The organism is Pseudonocardia halophobica, assembly GCF_050948485.1.
Lineage (GTDB): Bacteria > Actinomycetota > Actinomycetes > Mycobacteriales > Pseudonocardiaceae > Pseudonocardia > Pseudonocardia halophobica.
Map to the genome: position 1 here is coordinate 6,230,294 of NZ_CP192046.1, position 15,426 is coordinate 6,245,719.

At 73.7% G+C, this 15,426-nt stretch carries 10 protein-coding genes and 3 tRNA genes; 4 read left to right on the top strand and 9 right to left on the bottom strand.

Annotated features, from left to right (window positions below; translation table 11 throughout):
- Positions 1 to 141: 141 nt before the first annotated feature.
- Together leuD and leuC are read right to left on the bottom strand one after the other, a co-directional pair.
- Positions 142 to 732: a 3-isopropylmalate dehydratase small subunit gene (gene leuD / locus ACQP04_RS29745; RefSeq protein ID WP_433503843.1), complete on the bottom strand. Its 591-nt coding sequence runs from the start codon at positions 730 to 732 to the stop codon at positions 142 to 144.
- Positions 732 to 2,144 (bottom strand): 3-isopropylmalate dehydratase large subunit, encoded by a 1,413-nt coding sequence (leuC, locus tag ACQP04_RS29750; RefSeq protein ID WP_433503844.1) that lies wholly within the window; start codon positions 2,142 to 2,144, stop codon positions 732 to 734. Before leuC ends, leuD begins: the two co-directional genes overlap by 1 nt.
- Before the next feature lie 76 nt (positions 2,145 to 2,220).
- On the opposite strand from leuC, the gene ACQP04_RS29755 reads away from it, so the two are divergent.
- On the top strand, positions 2,221 to 2,922 hold the full coding sequence (locus ACQP04_RS29755; protein ID WP_358208503.1) for an IclR family transcriptional regulator: 702 nt from the start codon (positions 2,221 to 2,223) through the stop codon (positions 2,920 to 2,922).
- 86 nt (positions 2,923 to 3,008) lie between these two features.
- Positions 3,009 to 4,964 carry an Hsp70 family protein gene (locus ACQP04_RS29760; protein ID WP_433503845.1) on the top strand — a complete coding sequence of 652 codons (1,956 nt, stop codon included), beginning with the start codon at positions 3,009 to 3,011 and terminating at the stop codon, positions 4,962 to 4,964.
- A 435-nt stretch (positions 4,965 to 5,399) separates the two neighbouring features.
- Here the strand turns inward: ACQP04_RS29760 and ACQP04_RS29765 are convergent.
- The 4 genes from ACQP04_RS29765 to gltX form a co-directional block, all read right to left on the bottom strand.
- A tRNA-Glu gene (locus ACQP04_RS29765) sits at positions 5,400 to 5,472 on the bottom strand.
- A gap of 65 nt (positions 5,473 to 5,537) precedes the next feature.
- Positions 5,538 to 5,610: transfer RNA gene (locus tag ACQP04_RS29770), tRNA-Glu, on the bottom strand.
- A gap of 37 nt (positions 5,611 to 5,647) precedes the next feature.
- A tRNA-Gln gene (locus ACQP04_RS29775) sits at positions 5,648 to 5,719 on the bottom strand.
- A 66-nt stretch (positions 5,720 to 5,785) separates the two neighbouring features.
- On the bottom strand, positions 5,786 to 7,258 hold the full coding sequence (gene gltX, locus ACQP04_RS29780) for a glutamate--tRNA ligase (RefSeq protein WP_433503846.1): 1,473 nt from the start codon (positions 7,256 to 7,258) through the stop codon (positions 5,786 to 5,788).
- 55 nt (positions 7,259 to 7,313) lie between these two features.
- Here gltX and ACQP04_RS29785 point away from each other — a divergent pair, with 55 nt between their 5' ends.
- Positions 7,314 to 8,591, top strand: a complete 1,278-nt coding sequence (locus tag ACQP04_RS29785; protein WP_433503847.1) for an FAD-dependent oxidoreductase — start codon at positions 7,314 to 7,316, stop codon at positions 8,589 to 8,591.
- 4 nt (positions 8,592 to 8,595) lie between these two features.
- On the opposite strand, the gene cimA is transcribed toward ACQP04_RS29785, so the two are convergent.
- Entirely contained in the window at positions 8,596 to 10,215 is a 1,620-nt protein-coding gene (gene cimA, locus ACQP04_RS29790) for a citramalate synthase (protein ID WP_433503848.1), read from the bottom strand.
- Positions 10,216 to 10,496: 281 nt separating this feature from the next.
- Between cimA and ACQP04_RS29795 the strand changes: the two genes are divergently transcribed.
- On the top strand, positions 10,497 to 10,811 hold the full coding sequence (locus ACQP04_RS29795) for an EthD family reductase (RefSeq protein ID WP_433503849.1): 315 nt from the start codon (positions 10,497 to 10,499) through the stop codon (positions 10,809 to 10,811).
- 62 nt (positions 10,812 to 10,873) lie between these two features.
- On the opposite strand, the gene ACQP04_RS29800 is transcribed toward ACQP04_RS29795, so the two are convergent.
- Together ACQP04_RS29800 and ACQP04_RS29805 are read right to left on the bottom strand one after the other, a co-directional pair.
- Positions 10,874 to 11,926 carry a 3-isopropylmalate dehydrogenase gene (locus ACQP04_RS29800; protein ID WP_433503850.1) on the bottom strand — a complete coding sequence of 351 codons (1,053 nt, stop codon included), beginning with the start codon at positions 11,924 to 11,926 and terminating at the stop codon, positions 10,874 to 10,876.
- A gap of 236 nt (positions 11,927 to 12,162) precedes the next feature.
- Positions 12,163 to 15,306, bottom strand: a complete 3,144-nt coding sequence (locus tag ACQP04_RS29805) for a S8 family serine peptidase (RefSeq protein WP_433503851.1) — start codon at positions 15,304 to 15,306, stop codon at positions 12,163 to 12,165.
- Positions 15,307 to 15,426: the final 120 nt, after the last annotated feature.

Genomic DNA, 15,426 nt, shown 5'->3' on the forward strand with positions numbered 1-15,426 from the left:
CGGTAGAGCCTCCTGGGCCGTTCGCCAAGGGTCTTCCCGCCGAAGAGCCGTTGCGGCACAACGAAAAACCGCCGCCGGTACGGTGCGTGACCACTGTGGTCACGCGCAGTACCGGCGGCGGTCCGCCGACGGTGGCCGGGATCAGGCCGTGGTGACCGGCTTGTGCGCGGGCCGGGAGCGCTCGAACGCGTCGATCGCGTCCTCGTGGCGCAGGGTCAGGCCGATGTCGTCGAGCCCCTCGAGCAGGCGCCAGCGGATGTAGTCGTCGATCTCGAAGGGCACGGTCAGGTCCTTGGCCTGCACCGTCTTCTCCTGCAGGTCGACGGTCACCTCGGTACCCGGCTCGTTCTCCAGCAGCTTCCACAGCAGCTCGACGTCCGGCTGCTCGACCTGCGCCGCGACGAGCCCGGCCTTGGCCGAGTTGCCACGGAAGATGTCGGCGAAGCGCGCCGAGATCACGACCCGGAAGCCGTAGTCCATCAGGGCCCAGACGGCGTGCTCGCGCGAGGAACCGGTGCCGAAGTCCGGGCCCGCGACCAGCACGGACCCGCGGGAGAAGGGCTCCTGGTTGAGGATGAAGGACTCGTCGTTGCGCCAGGCCGAGAACAGCCCGTCCTCGAACCCCGTGCGCGTGACGCGCTTGAGGTAGACGGCCGGGATGATCTGGTCGGTGTCCACGTTGGAGCGGCGCAGCGGGACGCCGATGCCGGTGTGGCTGGTGAACTTCTCCATCAGACCAGGTCCTCCGGGCTGCTCAGGGTGCCGCGCACCGCCGTAGCCGCGGCGACCAGCGGGGACACCAGGTGGGTGCGGCCGCCCTTGCCCTGGCGGCCCTCGAAGTTGCGGTTGGAGGTCGACGCGCTGCGCTCTCCCGGCGCGAGCTGGTCGGGGTTCATGCCCAGGCACATCGAGCAGCCCGCGGAGCGCCACTCGGCGCCGGCCGCGGTGAAGACCTTGTCCAGGCCCTCCTCCTCGGCCTGGAAGCGCACCCGCATCGAGCCGGGCACGACCAGCATCCGGACGCCGTCGGCGATCTGCTTGCCGTCGAGGATCTCCGCGGCGGCCCGCAGGTCCTCGATGCGGCCGTTGGTGCAGGAGCCGACGAACACGGTGTCGACCTTGATCGACCGCAGCGGCTGGCCCGCCTCGAGGCCCATGTAGGAGAGCGCCTTCTCGGCGGCGACGCGCTCGTTCTCGTCCACGATGGCGGCCGGGTCCGGCACGGCCTCGCCCAGCGGCAGGCCCTGGCCGGGGTTGGTGCCCCAGGTGACGAACGGGGTGAGCGCGTCCGCGTCGATGTCCACCTCGGCGTCGAACACCGCGTCCGCGTCGGTGCGCAGCTCGCGCCAGGCCTCGACGGCCTCGTCCCACTCGGCGCCCTTCGGCGCGTGGTCGCGGCCCTTGAGGTAGGCGAAGGTGGTCTCGTCCGGGGCGATCATGCCCGCGCGGGCGCCGGCCTCGATCGACATGTTGCAGATCGTCATCCGGGCCTCCATCGAGAGGTTGTCGATGACGTTGCCGCGGTACTCGAGCACGTAGCCCTGGCCGCCGCCGGTGCCGATCTGCGCGATGATCGCGAGCACGACGTCCTTGCTCGTGACACCCGGCCGCAGCCGCCCGTCCGACGAGTGGACGTTGATCGCCATGGTCTTGAACGGCTTCAGCGGCAGCGTCTGGGTGGCCAGCACGTGCTCCACCTCGGAGGTGCCGATGCCGAACGCCATCGCGCCGAACGCGCCGTGCGTGGAGGTGTGCGAGTCGCCGCAGACGACCGTGGTGCCCGGCTGGGTCAGCCCCAGCTGGGGCCCGACGACGTGCACGATGCCCTGCTCGGCGTGGTTCATCGGGTAGAGCCGGACGCCGAACTCCTCGCAGTTGCGCCGCAGGGTCTCCACCTGCGTGCGCGAGACGGGGTCGGCGATCGGGGCGAGGACGTCGAGCGTCGGGACGTTGTGGTCCTCGGTGGCGAGCGTGAGGTCGGGGCGGCGGACCGGGCGGCCGGCGAGCCGGAGCCCGTCGAACGCCTGCGGGCTCGTCACCTCGTGCACGAGGTGCAGGTCGATGTAGAGCAGGTCGGGCTCCTGCCCCTCGCCCTTGCGGACCAGGTGCTGGTCCCAGACCTTCTCGGCCAGCGTGCGTCCCACCGCTGCCGCCTCCTTCGTCGATGTGCGCTGCGCCCCGGTGGTGGATTCCCAGATCGTGGGAAGTTAGTATCGAGACGTGAGACAGTCTAGCGGCATCGGCGTGCTCGACAAGGCCGTGGGGGTGCTGCGTGCAGCGGCGGACGAGCCGATGGGGCTCTCCGAGCTCTGTGAGGCCACCGGACTACCCCGCGCCACCGCGCACCGCCTGGCCGTCGGGCTGGAGGTGCACGGCCTGTTGCAGCGGGGTTCCGACGGCCGGTGGCGGCCCGGACCCACCCTCGCCGAGCTCGCGGGCGGGCACTCCGACCCGCTGCTCGAGGCCGCCGGCGCGGTGCTGCCGCGGCTGCGCGACATCACCGGCGAGAGCGTGCAGCTCTACCGGCGGGACGGCATCCACCGGGTCTGCATCGCCGCGGCCGAGCCCGCGTCCGGACTGCGGGACACCGTGCCCGTCGGCACCCGGCTGCCGATGACCGCCGGCTCGGGGGCGAAGGTCCTCGCCGCCTGGTCCGACCCGGCCACCCAGCGCTCCGTGCTCGCCGGCGCCACCTTCACCGAACGGGTGCTGGTCGACGTCCGGCGGCGCGGGTGGGCGCAGAGCGTCGCCGAGCGGGAGTCCGGCGTGGCCAGTGTCTCGGCGCCCGTGCGGGACGCGCAGGGCCAGGTCGTGGCGGCCGTCTCGGTGTCCGGACCGGTCGACCGGATCGGCAGGCGGCCGGGTGTGCGGTGGGCGGCGGACCTGCTCGCCGCGGCGGAGGCGCTGCAGCACCGTCTGTAGATCGGGTGGCGCCGTGTGGCGCAGCGGAGTTGCCCCGTGCCCGAATCGGGCTATCCGTGACGCTAACGTGATCTCCCACGCTGTCGATGGACAGAGTGGACGGGCGCCCGCTCCCCAAGCACGTCGGCGCCGAGGACCGACCGAAGACGGTGACGATGACCTACCTGCTCGGTGTCGACGTGGGCACGACGAGGACCGCCGCGGCGGTCTCGCGTGCCGACCGGCCCGGGTCGCCCGAGATGGTGTCGCTCGGCGACCGCTCCACCGACGTCCCCTCCGTGCTCTTCCTGGCCCCCGACGGCGAGGTGCTCGTCGGCGAGGCCGCCGAACGTCGCGCGGTGACCGACCCCGACCGCGTCGTGCGCGAGTTCAAGCGGCGTGTGGGCGACCCGACCCCGATCGTCGTCGGCGGCCGCGCCTGGGCCGCCGAGGAGCTGTGCGCGCGGCTGCTGCGCTGGGTCGTGGACAAGGTCGCGGTGCAGGAGGGCGGGCCGGCCGACCGGATCGCCGTCACGCACCCGGCCTCCTGGGGCACCCACAAGCGGGACCTGATGGCGGCCGCCGCGCACGCGCAGGGCCTCACCGTCACGTTCCTGGCCGAGCCGCAGGCCGCCGCGCTGCACTACGCCGCCGGCGAGCGGGTCCCCACCGGCTCGACGATCGCGGTCTACGACCTCGGCGGCGGCACGTTCGACGCCGCGGTCGTGCGCAAGGACGGCGGCTTCGGCCTGCTCGGGCGGCCCGAGGGCCTCGAGCACCTCGGCGGCGTCGACTTCGACCAGGTCGTGTTCGACCACGTGGCCGAGGGTGCGCCCGAGGCGTTCACGGGCATCGACGAGGCCGACCCGGCCGTGCTGGCCGCCGTCGCCCGGCTGCGGCGCGAGTGCACCGAGGCCAAGGAGGCCCTGTCGGCGGACACCGAGGTCACCATCCCGGTGCTCATGCCGGCGTACCGCGGGTCGGTGCGGCTGCACCGCAGCGAGTTCGAGGAGGCCATCCGGCCCTCGATCGCCGACACGGTCGACGCGCTGCGCCGGGCCGTCGAGTCCGCCGGCACCGACCCGGAGACGCTCACCGCGGTCCTGCTGGTGGGCGGCTCGTCACGGATCCCGCTCGTCGCGCAGCTGGTGTCCGAGCAGCTCGGGCGCCCGGTCGCGGTCGACACCGACCCGAAGAACGCCATCGCCAAGGGTGCCGTGCTGACCTTCCTCCCGCAGGCGCTCCTGGGCGCCACGGGCGCGCACCCGGCGGTGGGCGGCGCGCTGGGCGGTGCCCTCGGCGCTGCGGCGTTCGGTGGCACCGGCATCCAGGGCGCCGTCGGCCCCGACGGCAGGCCGGCCACCCAGATCGCCGGCACCGGGGCCTGGCCGCCCCCCGCGGCCACGGGCCAGTGGGCGCCGGGAGCCACGGAGGCGTGGGGCCCGCCCGGGCCGCCGCAGGGCGTGGCCCCGTACACCGGCCCCGCCTACGGCGTCTGGTCCGGCCCCGACTCCGAGGCACCCACCGAGGCGCTGCCGACCAGCGCCGACGCCACCCGGTTCGGCGGCCCGCCGGCGCGCCCGGCGGTCGGCGGCGGGCTCTTCGACTCCTACGCGGAGTACGACGACACCCCGCCGAGCAAGGGCCGCTCCCCCTTCCTCATGATCGGGGCGGGCGGACTGGTCGCGGCGGTGGCGCTGGTCGCCACGGTGGCGCTGTGGCCGGACAGCAACCCGGTCAACGCCACCAGCCGGATCGACAGCAGCCAGATCGCGCCGGTCCCCACCCCCGAGCCCGCCACGGACTCCCCCACCGCCACCCTCGACCCGACGACGACCGAGCCGGCGCCTGACGACGCAGGTCCGACGACTACGCGACGCGCCCCGGCGCCGGCCCCGAATCAGCCGCCGGTCCTTCCCCCGCCACCGGTCGTGACGCAGCCGACCACGCAGGCACCGCCGCCGCCCACGACAACGCCGCCACCGCCAACCACGCAGCCACCGCCGACTACGACGACGCCGCCTACGACAACGACGCCTACGACAACGACGACGGCTCCGTAACAGCCGGTCCTCGCTTGCAGACGCAGCACGACGCCGCCGCCGGGTCAGCCAGCCGCGGAGTCCATACGCTGCATCGGTTGGTGCCGCCATCCGACCGCGGAGCCGTGCGTGCTGATCGCCGGCAGAACCGCCGCGCCTGGTCGAGATGAACGTCAGGGCCTGTTCCGGCCGCGTCCGACAGCCCTGAGGTTCATCTCGACCCGGCGCCCGACTGCAGCTCGGCGAGCATCCTGTGAGATGAGCACCACTACTCTCCCGCGCCTCCGGAACTGCGCCGGTGCTCGTCACAAAGCGCGCGAGAAGCGGGGAGGTTCGTCGCCTCGTTGAGTTCCGCCTCACAGCGGGAAACCGTTGTGGGCCCGGCCTCGTCGTCGCCCATAAAATGACCCGGAATACGAAGATCCCCATCCCGCGAGCGGGATGGGGATCTCCGAGTAGCCCCGACGGGATTTGAACCCGCGCTACCGCCTTGAGAGGGCGGCGTCCTAGGCCGCTAGACGACGGGGCCAGGACCAACACACGTACCACCAGCGAAGATACCCACCCCGGCGAACCGGGATGAGGAACTTCGAGTAGCCCCGACGGGATTTGAACCCGCGCTACCGCCTTGAGAGGGCGGCGTCCTAGGCCGCTAGACGACGGGGCCGCGGCTGGCCGTACAACCGAGGAAACGTGTGTTTCCGCTGGGGTACCAGGACTCGAACCTAGACTAACTGAACCAGAATCAGTCGTGCTGCCAATTACACCATACCCCAAGGAGACACGATCATCGGCGGGCTGCCGGAGCAGTTCCGGTGTCCGCGTCCCTTGCAGAGAAGACTCTAGACCACGCCCTCCGAGCCCTGCACGGCACCCCCCAGTCTCCGCATGGAGCGGTCGCGTCCGAGCAGCTCCATGGACTCGTAGAGGGGCGGCGACACGGTCCGCCCGCTGATCGCGACGCGCACGGGGCCGAAGGCCTTCCGGGGCTTGAGGCCCAGGCCGTCGACCAGGGAGGCCTTGAGCGACTCCTCGATGGCCGCCGTGGTCCACTCCTCGAGCTGCTCCAGCCCCTTCACGGCCGCGGTGAGGACCGGGTCGGCGTCGGGACCCAGGGTCTTGGCCGCGGCGTCGGTGTCGGGCTCGAAGTCCTCCTCGGCGACGAAGAGGAACCTGAGCATGCGCGCGGCGTCGGAGAGCACCTGGCTGCGCTCCTGGACCAGCGGCGCGGCGGCGGTGAGGACCGGGTCGTCCGCGGAGACGGTCACGCCCTCGGCCGCCAGGTACGGGACCAGGCGCCGGGCGAAGTCGGCCGGCTCGAGCGCCCGCAGGTGCGCGGCGTTGATGGCCTCGGCCTTCTTGAGGTCGAAGCGGGCCGTGTTCGACGACACGCGGGAGACGTCGAAGGCGGCCACCATCTCGTCGAGCGAGAAGACGTCCCGGTCGTCGGCGATCGACCAGCCGAGCAGGGCGAGGTAGTTGAGCAGCCCCTCGGGGACGAAGCCCCGGTCGCGGTAGTGGAAGAGGTTCGACTCGGGGTCGCGCTTCGACAGCTTGCGGTTGCCCTCGCCGGTCACCAGCGGCAGGTGCGCGTACACGAACGGCCCGTTGCCGATCCCGACCCGCTGCAGCGCCTCCAGCAGCGCGATCTGCCGCGGGGTGGACGAGAGGAGGTCCTCGCCGCGCAGGACGTGCGTGATGTCCATGAGGGCGTCGTCGAGCGGGTTGGTGAGCGGGTAGAGCGGGGTGCCGTCGCCGCGGGCGAGCACGAAGTCGGGGACCTGGCCCTGCTTGAACGTGATCTCGCCGCGGATCAGGTCCGTGAAGGTGATGTCGCGGTCCGGCATCCGCAGCCGGTAGACCGGCTTGCGGCCCTCGGCGCGGAAGGCCTGCTTCTGCTCCTCGGCGAGGTCGCGGTCGGCGTTGTCGTAGCCGAGCTTGGGGTCCCGGCCGGCTGCGCGGTGCCGCGCCTCGATCTCCTCGGCGCTGGAGTACGACTCGTAGACCTCGCCGGCCTGCACGAGCCGGCCGAGGGCGTCGCGGTAGAGGTCGCGCCGCTCGCTCTGCCGGTACGGGCCGTGCGGGCCGCCCTTCTCGGGGCCCTCGTCCCAATCGAGGCCGAGCCAGCGCAGCGCGTCGAGGATCGCCTCGTACGACTCGAGGCTGTCCCGCTGTGCGTCCGTGTCCTCGATCCGGAAGACGAAGTCGCCCTGGTGGTGACGGGCGTGCGCCCAGTTGAACAGGGCGGTGCGGATGAGTCCCACGTGCGGGGTGCCGGTGGGCGACGGGCAGAAGCGGACGCGAACTGTACTCATGGTGGGGCCAGGGTAGCCCTGGCGCCCGGAGGCGATCCGGAGTACATTTCAACACATGATGAATAACGACCGCACCACCGCCTGCGTCGTCGGTGGCGGTCCCGCGGGGATGGTCCTCGGGCTGTTGCTGGCCCGGGCGGGCGTCGAGGTCACCGTGCTGGAGAAGCACGCGGACTTCCTGCGGGACTTCCGCGGCGACACCGTTCATCCCTCGACCCTCGAACTGCTCGACGAGCTGGGCCTCGGTGAGCGGTTCGACGCGATGCCGCACCGCCGGGTCGACAGCATCAGGGCGATGCTCGACGGCGGCACCGTGCAGATCGGGAACTTCTCGCTGCTCCACCATCCGCGGCCCTACATCGCGCTCACGCCGCAGTGGGACTTCCTCAACCTGCTCGCCGCGGCCGGCGAGGAGGAGCCGACCTTCACCCTGGTCCGCAACGCCGAGGTCACCGGCCTGCTCACCGACGAGGACCGCGTCACCGGCGTGCGCTGGCGGGACCGGGTCACCGGCGAGGAGCACACCCTGCAGGCCACGCTCACCGTCGGCTGCGACGGGCGCGGCTCCACGGTGCGCGAGGCGTCGGGGCTGCGCAGCCGGGCGTTCGGCGTGCCGCTCGACGTCGAGTGGTTCCGGCTGCCCCGCCTCGAGGGCGACCCCGAGGGCGGCGTCGGGCGGTTCACCCGCGGGCACTTCGCGGTGATGATCGACCGCGGCGACTACTGGCAGTGCGGGTACCTGATCCGCAAGGGCGGCGACGCGGAGCTGCGCGCGAAGGGCATCGACACCCTGCGGACCCGGTTGTCGCGGCTGATCCCGTGGACCACCGACCGCGTCGGCGCGCTGCAGAGCTGGGACGACGTGTCGCTGCTCGACGTCCGGCTCGACCGGCTCCGCCGCTGGTCGAAGCCGGGGCTCCTGCTCATCGGCGACGCCGCGCACGCCATGTCGCCCGTCGGCGGGGTCGGCATCAACCTCGCGGTGGCCGACGCCGTCGCCGCGGCCCGGATCGTCGGCCCGGCCCTGCGCTCGGGCCCGATCTCGCCGGTGCGGCTGGCCGGGGTGCAGGCGCGGCGGTGGCTGCCGGCGGCGGTGATCCAGGGCGTCCAGCGCGGGCTGCACCGGGTGATCCTGGGCGCGGCCCTCGACGTCGACCCCGACGCCCCGGTGCCGCCGGCGACCGACCTGCCGCGGCTGGTGAAGTTCGCCCAGCGACACCCGAAGCTGCAGCTCGTGCCGGCGCGGCTGTTCGGGCTGGGCCTGCTGCCCGAGCACGCCCCGGCCTGGGCCCGGCGCCCGCAGGCCCCGGTGCAGGAGCCTGTGGAGGTGTGACCGGTCAGACCGCCACGGGGACACGGGTGCGGAGGGCGGCGAAGGCGAGGGCGTCGACGAGCGCCAGCCAGCTGGCCTCGACGACGTTGGAGTGCACCCCGACCGTCGTCCACTCCCCGTGGTGGTCGCTGGTCCCCACCAGCACCCGGGTGACCGCGTGCGTGCCCGCCGAGCCGCCGGGTGTCAGGATGCGGACCTTGTAGTCCGACAGCTCGACGTCCGCCAGCCACGGGCAGGAGGGCTCCAGGGCGGCGCGGAGGGCGGCGTCGAGGGCGTGGACCGGGCCGTTGCCCTCCCGCGTCGCGATCCGCCGCTCGCCGTCGACCAGCAGCTTGACCGTGGCCTCGGCGACCGCGTCGGCCCCGGCGCGCTTCTCGATGATCACGCGGTAGGACTCGAGCGCGAACGGCACCGGCGACTCCTCGCCCAGCGCCCCGCGCATCAGCAGCTCGAGCGACGCGTCCGCGGCCTCGAACGACCAGCCCTGGGCCTCGCGCTCCTTCACGGTGCCGACGACCGTCGAGACGGCCTCGGGGCTGCCCGCCATGTCCAGCCCCAGCTCCGCACCCTTGAGCTCCACCGACGCGCGCCCGGCCATCTCGGTGACCAGCACCCGCTGGGTGTTGCCGACCTCGGCGGGGTCCATGTGGTTGTACAGCTCCGGGTCGACCTTGATCGCGCTCGCGTGCAGCCCCGCCTTGTGCGCGAACGCCGACGCCCCGACGTACGGCTGGTGGGTGTCCGGGGCGAGGTTGGCGATCTCCGCCAGGGCGTGCGAGACGCGGGTGAGGTCGCGCAGCGACGGCAGCACCGGCATGTCCAGCTTCGTCGCCAGGTTCCCGACGACGGCGAACAGGTCGGCGTTGCCGGTCCGCTCGCCGTAGCCGTTGGCCGTGCACTGCACGTGCGTGACCCCGGCCTGGACGGCGGCGACGGAGTTGGCGACGGCGCAGCCGGTGTCGTCCTGGCAGTGGATGCCGAGCCGGAAGCCGGTGCGGTCGGCGACCTCGCGCACCACCTCGGCGAGCCCGAGCGGCAGCATCCCGCCGTTGGTGTCGCACAGGACGGCGACGTCCGCACCGGCGGTCATGGCCGCGTCGAGCACCCGCAGCGAGGTGTCGGCGTCGAACCGGTAGCCGTCGAAGAAGTGCTCGGCGTCGACGAACACCCGGCGGCCCTCGCGGCGCAGGAAGGACACGGTGTCGGCGACCATCGCGCAGTTCTCCGCGACGTCCGTGCGCAGCGCCCGCTCGACGTGCCGGCGGTCCGACTTCGCCACCAACGTCACTGCGGGGGCCTGCGAGTCGAGCAGGGCGCGGACCTGCGGGTCGTCCTCGGCCCGCACCCCCGCCTTGCGCGTCGAGCCGAAGGCGACGAGCACGGCGTGGCGCAGCTGCAGCTCCCCCGCCGCGGCGCGGGCGAAGAACTCCGTGTCCTTCGGCAGCGCCCCGGGCCACCCGCCCTCGACGAACCCGACGCCGAGCGCGTCGAGGTGCCGGGCGACGGCGAGCTTGTCGGCGACGGAGTAGGAGATGCCCTCACGCTGGGCCCCGTCCCGCAGCGTGGTGTCGTAGACGTGGAAGGCGTCGCCGAGCGGGGTGCCGGCGGGCGTGGTGCGGGACATCCGGGTTCTCCGTGTGTGGTGGGGTCGGGCGGGGGCGGGCAACAAAAAAGACCCCCCGCGGATGCGAGAGGTCTGCGCGTCGGCTCGAGGAGCTGCCGACGCGCTAGCAGATAATGATCACGCTGGTGAAGCGCACGCGGGCAGTCTGCCCGGCGCATCCCGCGATGTCACACACGCGTCCCACATCGTGAGAGCCTCTGTCGCTCTGATGCACTCGCCTTCGATGATGGGAAGACGTCGCGGACGCCGGTGTCCGCGGCCCCTACCCCGGAGGACCGTTCGTGTCGATCTCCTTGACCGTCCTGTACAACCCGCCCGCGGACCCGGCCGCGTTCGACAAGCACTACGACGAGGTGCACGCCCCGCTCGCGACGAAGCTGCCGAACCTGGAGTCGTTCACGATCGTCCGGCCGGGCCCCGGTCCCGACGGCTCGGCCCCGCAGTACCACCTCATCGCGACCCTTACCTTCGCCTCGGCCGAGGTCATGCAGGAGGCGATGGGGACCCCGGAGGGCAAGGCCGCCAACGACGACCTGGCGAACTTCGCCCAGGCCGGCGCCACGATGCTGATCGGTGAGCTCCAGCGGGTCGTCTGACCCGGACGCACGACGGCCCGGCACCCCGCGCGTGGGGTACCGGGCCGTCGTCCCGGAGGGGCTCAGGCCTCGCTGGAGGCCGGCTCCGCGGTGCGGCTGGACACCAGCGCGGCGAGCCGGTCGCCGATCGCCTGGGTGTGCCCGGTCGCGCTGTGGTCGCGGGTCGCGAGGTCGAACGCGACGGCGGCCTCGACGCGGCGGGCCGCGTCCTGCTGGCCGACGTGGTCGAGCAGCAGCGCGACCGACAGCACCGCGGCGGTCGGGTCGGCGATGCCCTGGCCGGCGATGTCCGGCGCCGAGCCGTGGACCGGCTCGAACATGCTCGGGTTGCGGCCGCTGGCGTCGAGGTTGCCGCTGGCCGCGAGGCCGATGCCGCCGGTCACGGCCGCCGCGAGGTCGGTGAGGATGTCGCCGAACAGGTTGTCCGTGACGATCACGTCGAACCGGCTCGGGTCGGTGACCAGGTGGATCGTGGTGGCGTCGACGTGCTGGTAGGCGACCGAGACGTCCGGGTGCTCCAGCGACACCTCCTCCACGATCCGCGACCACAGCGCGCCGGCGAAGGTCAGCACGTTGGTCTTGTGCACCAGGGTCAGGTGCTTGCGGGGGCGGCGCTCGGCGCGGGCGAACGCGTCCCGCACCACGCGCTCGATGCCGAACGCGGTGTTGGTGCTGACCTCGGTCGCGACCTCGTGCGGGGTGTCCTTGCGGAGCAGGCCGCCGGTGCCGACGTACGGGCCCTCGGTGCCCTCGCGCACCACGACCATGTCGATCTCGGGGTTGCCGGCGAGCGGGCCGCGGACCCCGGGGTAGAGCCGCGCCGGGCGCAGGTTCACGTGGTGGTCGAGCTCGAAGCGCAGGCGCAGGAGCAGGCCGCGCTCGAGGATGCCGCTCGGCACCGACGGGTCGCCGACCGCGCCGAGGAGGATGGCGTCGTGCTGCTGCAGCTCGGTGAGGACGGACTCGGGCAGCAGCTCGCCGGTGGAGTGCCACCGGGCTGCGCCGAGGTCGTAGGTGGTCGTCTGGACGTCCGGGATGACCTCGGTCAAGACCTTCAGGGCCTCGTCGATGACCTCCGGCCCGATGCCGTCGCCGGGAATGACCGCAAGGCGCATGCTGCGAAATGTCCTCTCTCGATACGCCCCATCACGGCGTGCGATCGGGCGGCTATCGAACGCTACCCGCTGGTGCGGCGGCGACCGGCCACCGTCCACTCCATCGGGGTCACCCGGGGCGGTGAAGTCGTGCCAGCCGGCACGCCGATCCGGCCCGACACACCCCCGAGCGGGTCAGATTGTGCGCCTGCGGCTCGGAGCGGCCGACGGCGGGGTCCCACCCGCTGTGCGTCTCGTCACCCGGATGGAGCAGCAGCTGGGGCGAGCGGGGCGGTGACGAACCCGCGCGCGGGACCCGGGGCAGGACCGGCGAGGGGGAGCGCGTGCCCGCCGGTGGCGTTCTGCGGCAGCACGACGAGCAGCTCGCCGTCCGGGGCGCGGATGCGGGTGCCGGCGTCGGCGGGCCGCAGCAGCGGCTCCGCGGACGGCGGCTCGGCCAGCGGGTCCCACGCCTCCGGGACGTCGACGACGTCGACCGCCGCGGTCGGCTCGGCGCCGGGGTTGGTCACGTCCGTCGGGCCGTAGTCGCCCTCGACCACGACCTGCATCCGCAGCGGCGCCGAGCCGGCGGCGGGGTCGATGCCGAGCGCGGACAGCCGCACCGGCAGCACCCACGTGTCGGTGTCGAAGACGTTCGTGTCGGTGTCGCCCTCGAACCCGTTGACCGGTTGCGCGTCGACCTCCGCGGGCCCGTCCGGGGTCTGTCGCTGCAGGTCCAGGACCTGCGCCACCAGCACGTCCGTCCCGCCCTCCTTCACCAGCCCGACGGCGCGGTCGACGGACCCGTCGCCGTCGACGTCGAACCCGACGGTCGGCACGGTGGTCGCGCCGACGTCGGGCAGGGTGCCCCACATCGACACGGCGATCCCGATCGTGTCACCGGCCCGCGCCGCGCCGACCCAGCGGACGTCCCCGCCCTGGCCGGTGTCGTTGGCGACGCAGCGGGTCGACAGGCCGGCCCGGCAGCGCGGCAGCTCGGGACTTGCCGCCAGTAGCCGGAACACCCCGGCGCGGGAGCGGTAGGCCTGCGCGCCGCTCCCCTGGTCCACGGCGGTGCCGGCCAACACGACGTCACCGCCGTCGAGGGCCGCGGTCTGGCTCGCGACCGGCTTGGGCGCGGAGGTCACCGGGACGCGCACCTCGCGGCCGCCCACGGTGAGCACGATCCGGCCGGACGCGTCGGCGACGAACTGCCGCGCCCGGCCGCCCTGGGTCGCGGCCATGGTCGGGTCGAGGGTCTTCCGGAGGGCGTCGGCCTGCGCGGTGAGCCGCACGGTGACGTCCGCGGGGCCGTCGACCTGCGCCGGCCCGACGGAGATCGTGACGCCGGGCATCGTGGTGATCGGCTCGTACCGCAGGTGGGCGGCGCCGCTGACGTGCAGCGTCCTCGCCAGCGTGACGGTCCGGCCGGCAGGCACCTCGACCACGCCGAACCCGACGCCCACCGCACCGGGATCCTCCGCGTCGGCGGCCAGCACGGGCGGGTCCTGCGCGGCGCGCGCGTCCACCCGGCCCGCGCCCGCCCGCATCGGCGCCATCAGGTCACCGGTCGGGCTGCGGACGTCGGCGGCCGTGGTGACGATGGCGGCCTTCACCTCCGCTGGTGTCCACTCCGGGTGCGCCTCCCGCACCAGCGCCGCCACTCCCGCGACGAACGGGCTGGCCATCGAGGTGCCGGTCTTGCTCGACCGCCCCGCCCCGCTGCCCGCGGCTGCGGAGACGATCGACTCCCCCGGCGCCGCGACGTCCGGCTTCACGCCCGGGCCGCGCCCGCCGCGGGCCGAGCTCTCGCTGATCGTGTCCGCGATGCCCGGGACCTGCACGGACGCGCTCTGGGCGAGCGTCCCGTCCAGGTGCACCCGCAGCGTTCCGGCCTGCAGGGCCGGGCGCAGCGCCGCGGTCGAGGGCCCGTCGAGCTGGAACATCGGGACGGTCGCGTTGCCCGCGATGCCCACGCCGCCCGGCTCCGGGGCCTCCGACGTCAGCAGCACTCCGGCTGCCCCAGCGGCCTGCGCGTGGTCGGCCCGGACCGCGGAGCCGCAGCCGCGGGCGCCGTCGCCCTCCGGCCACTCGAGCCAGACGATCTTCCCGGCGACCCCCGAGAAGGGCGCGCAGCCCTCGGCGTTCGCCGCGGGCAGTGCGACGACGTCGCCGGTCGCGTCGGGGGTCCCGGAGAAGTCGACGCTGTACTGGCCGGCGACCCTTCGCGGTTCGGGCGCGACGACGTCGGCGCCGTCGAGCAGCACGCCGGCGTCCCGGACGTTCGCCACGGCGATGGCTCCCGGTGCGGTGGCCGGGGCGCCGGCGGCGTCGGTGACGTCGCCGCCGTTGCCTGCCGCGGCGACCACGGTGACCCCGTTGTCGATCAGCTCCTGCACGAAGTCGTTGACCGGGTCGTCGGCCGGCGCGAAGTCCGAGCCCAGCGAGAGGTTGACGACGTCGAGGCGGTCGGAGAAGTCGCCGTCGCCGTCCGGGTCGAGGGCCCGGTCGAGGGCGAGCGGGGTCAGCGCGGTCGCGCCCGAGCAGCCGAACACGCGGATCGCGTACAGCTCGGCCTGCGGCGCGGCGCCCGGGCCGATCCGCATCGCGTTCAACGCGTCCGGGGTGAGCCCGGAGTAGTCGCCGCGGAAGGCGGTGCCGTCGGCGTTCACGCCGAAGCCCGCGGCGGTGCCGGCGACGTGGGTGCCGTGGCCCTCGCAGTCGAGCGGGTCGTCGTCGGGCTCCGGGACGGTCTGCGCGGGGTCGGTGGCCGCCGAGTCGTAGGCGTCGCCGGCGAGGTCGACCCCGCCGACGACCTTGTCCGTGGGAAAGGTGCCGCGGCCGGCGCGGGCCGCCTCGTAGGCCGCAACGGTGCCGGGGCCGCCGAAGTCGGCGTGGGTGTAGTCGATGCCGGTGTCGACGATGCCGATGCGGACGCCCTGCCCGAGGCGGCCGGTGTCCTGCCAGGTCTGCAGGGCGCGACCGAGCTGGTCGGCGGAGGCGTTGCTCGGCCGGGCGTCGGTGATCCGGCGGACCGAGCGCACGCCCGGGCGGCTCGCGAGACGGGCGGCGGTATCGGCGTCGGCGCGGATCGCGACGCCCGGGACGGCGTTGGTGGTGCGGTAGAGCTCGCGCTCGCCCTCGGTGCCGCCGAGCCCGCCGAGCAGGCCCGCGACCTTGGAGTCGATGCGGGCCCGGGTCTCGGCCGCGACCTGCGTGGCGACGTCCCGGCCCCGCGGCAGGGCCGAGGTGTAGTCGGCGACGGCCGAGGTGTCGTCGAACTCGACGAAGACGGTGTGCAGGGTCGAGGTGCTCTCCTGCGCTCTCTCCTGCGCCGCGGCCGGGCCGGCGGTGAGCAGGAGCAGCGAGGCCGTCAGCCCCGCGACACCGAGACAGGTCACCCTCCGCCACCGCGCGCCGTGCACCGACCACCCCTTCCACCGACCGGCGGACGCGGTGCGGCGGAGCAGAACCTAGATCGGCCGACGCTGGGTGATCGCGGATCCGAGGCGTGCACACCG

Excerpts from the sequence above, each read along its gene's own strand:
- ACQP04_RS29760 (WP_433503845.1), top strand. The coding sequence starts at position 3,009 with ATGGACAGAGTGGACGGGCGCCCGCTCCCCAAGCACGTCGGCGCCGAG.
- ACQP04_RS29800 (WP_433503850.1), bottom strand. The coding sequence starts at position 11,926 with ATGCGCCTTGCGGTCATTCCCGGCGACGGCATCGGGCCGGAGGTCATC.
- leuD (WP_433503843.1), bottom strand. The coding sequence starts at position 732 with ATGGAGAAGTTCACCAGCCACACCGGCATCGGCGTCCCGCTGCGCCGC.
- cimA (WP_433503848.1), bottom strand. The coding sequence starts at position 10,215 with ATGTCCCGCACCACGCCCGCCGGCACCCCGCTCGGCGACGCCTTCCAC.
- gltX (WP_433503846.1), bottom strand. The coding sequence starts at position 7,258 with ATGAGTACAGTTCGCGTCCGCTTCTGCCCGTCGCCCACCGGCACCCCG.
- ACQP04_RS29785 (WP_433503847.1), top strand. The coding sequence starts at position 7,314 with ATGATGAATAACGACCGCACCACCGCCTGCGTCGTCGGTGGCGGTCCC.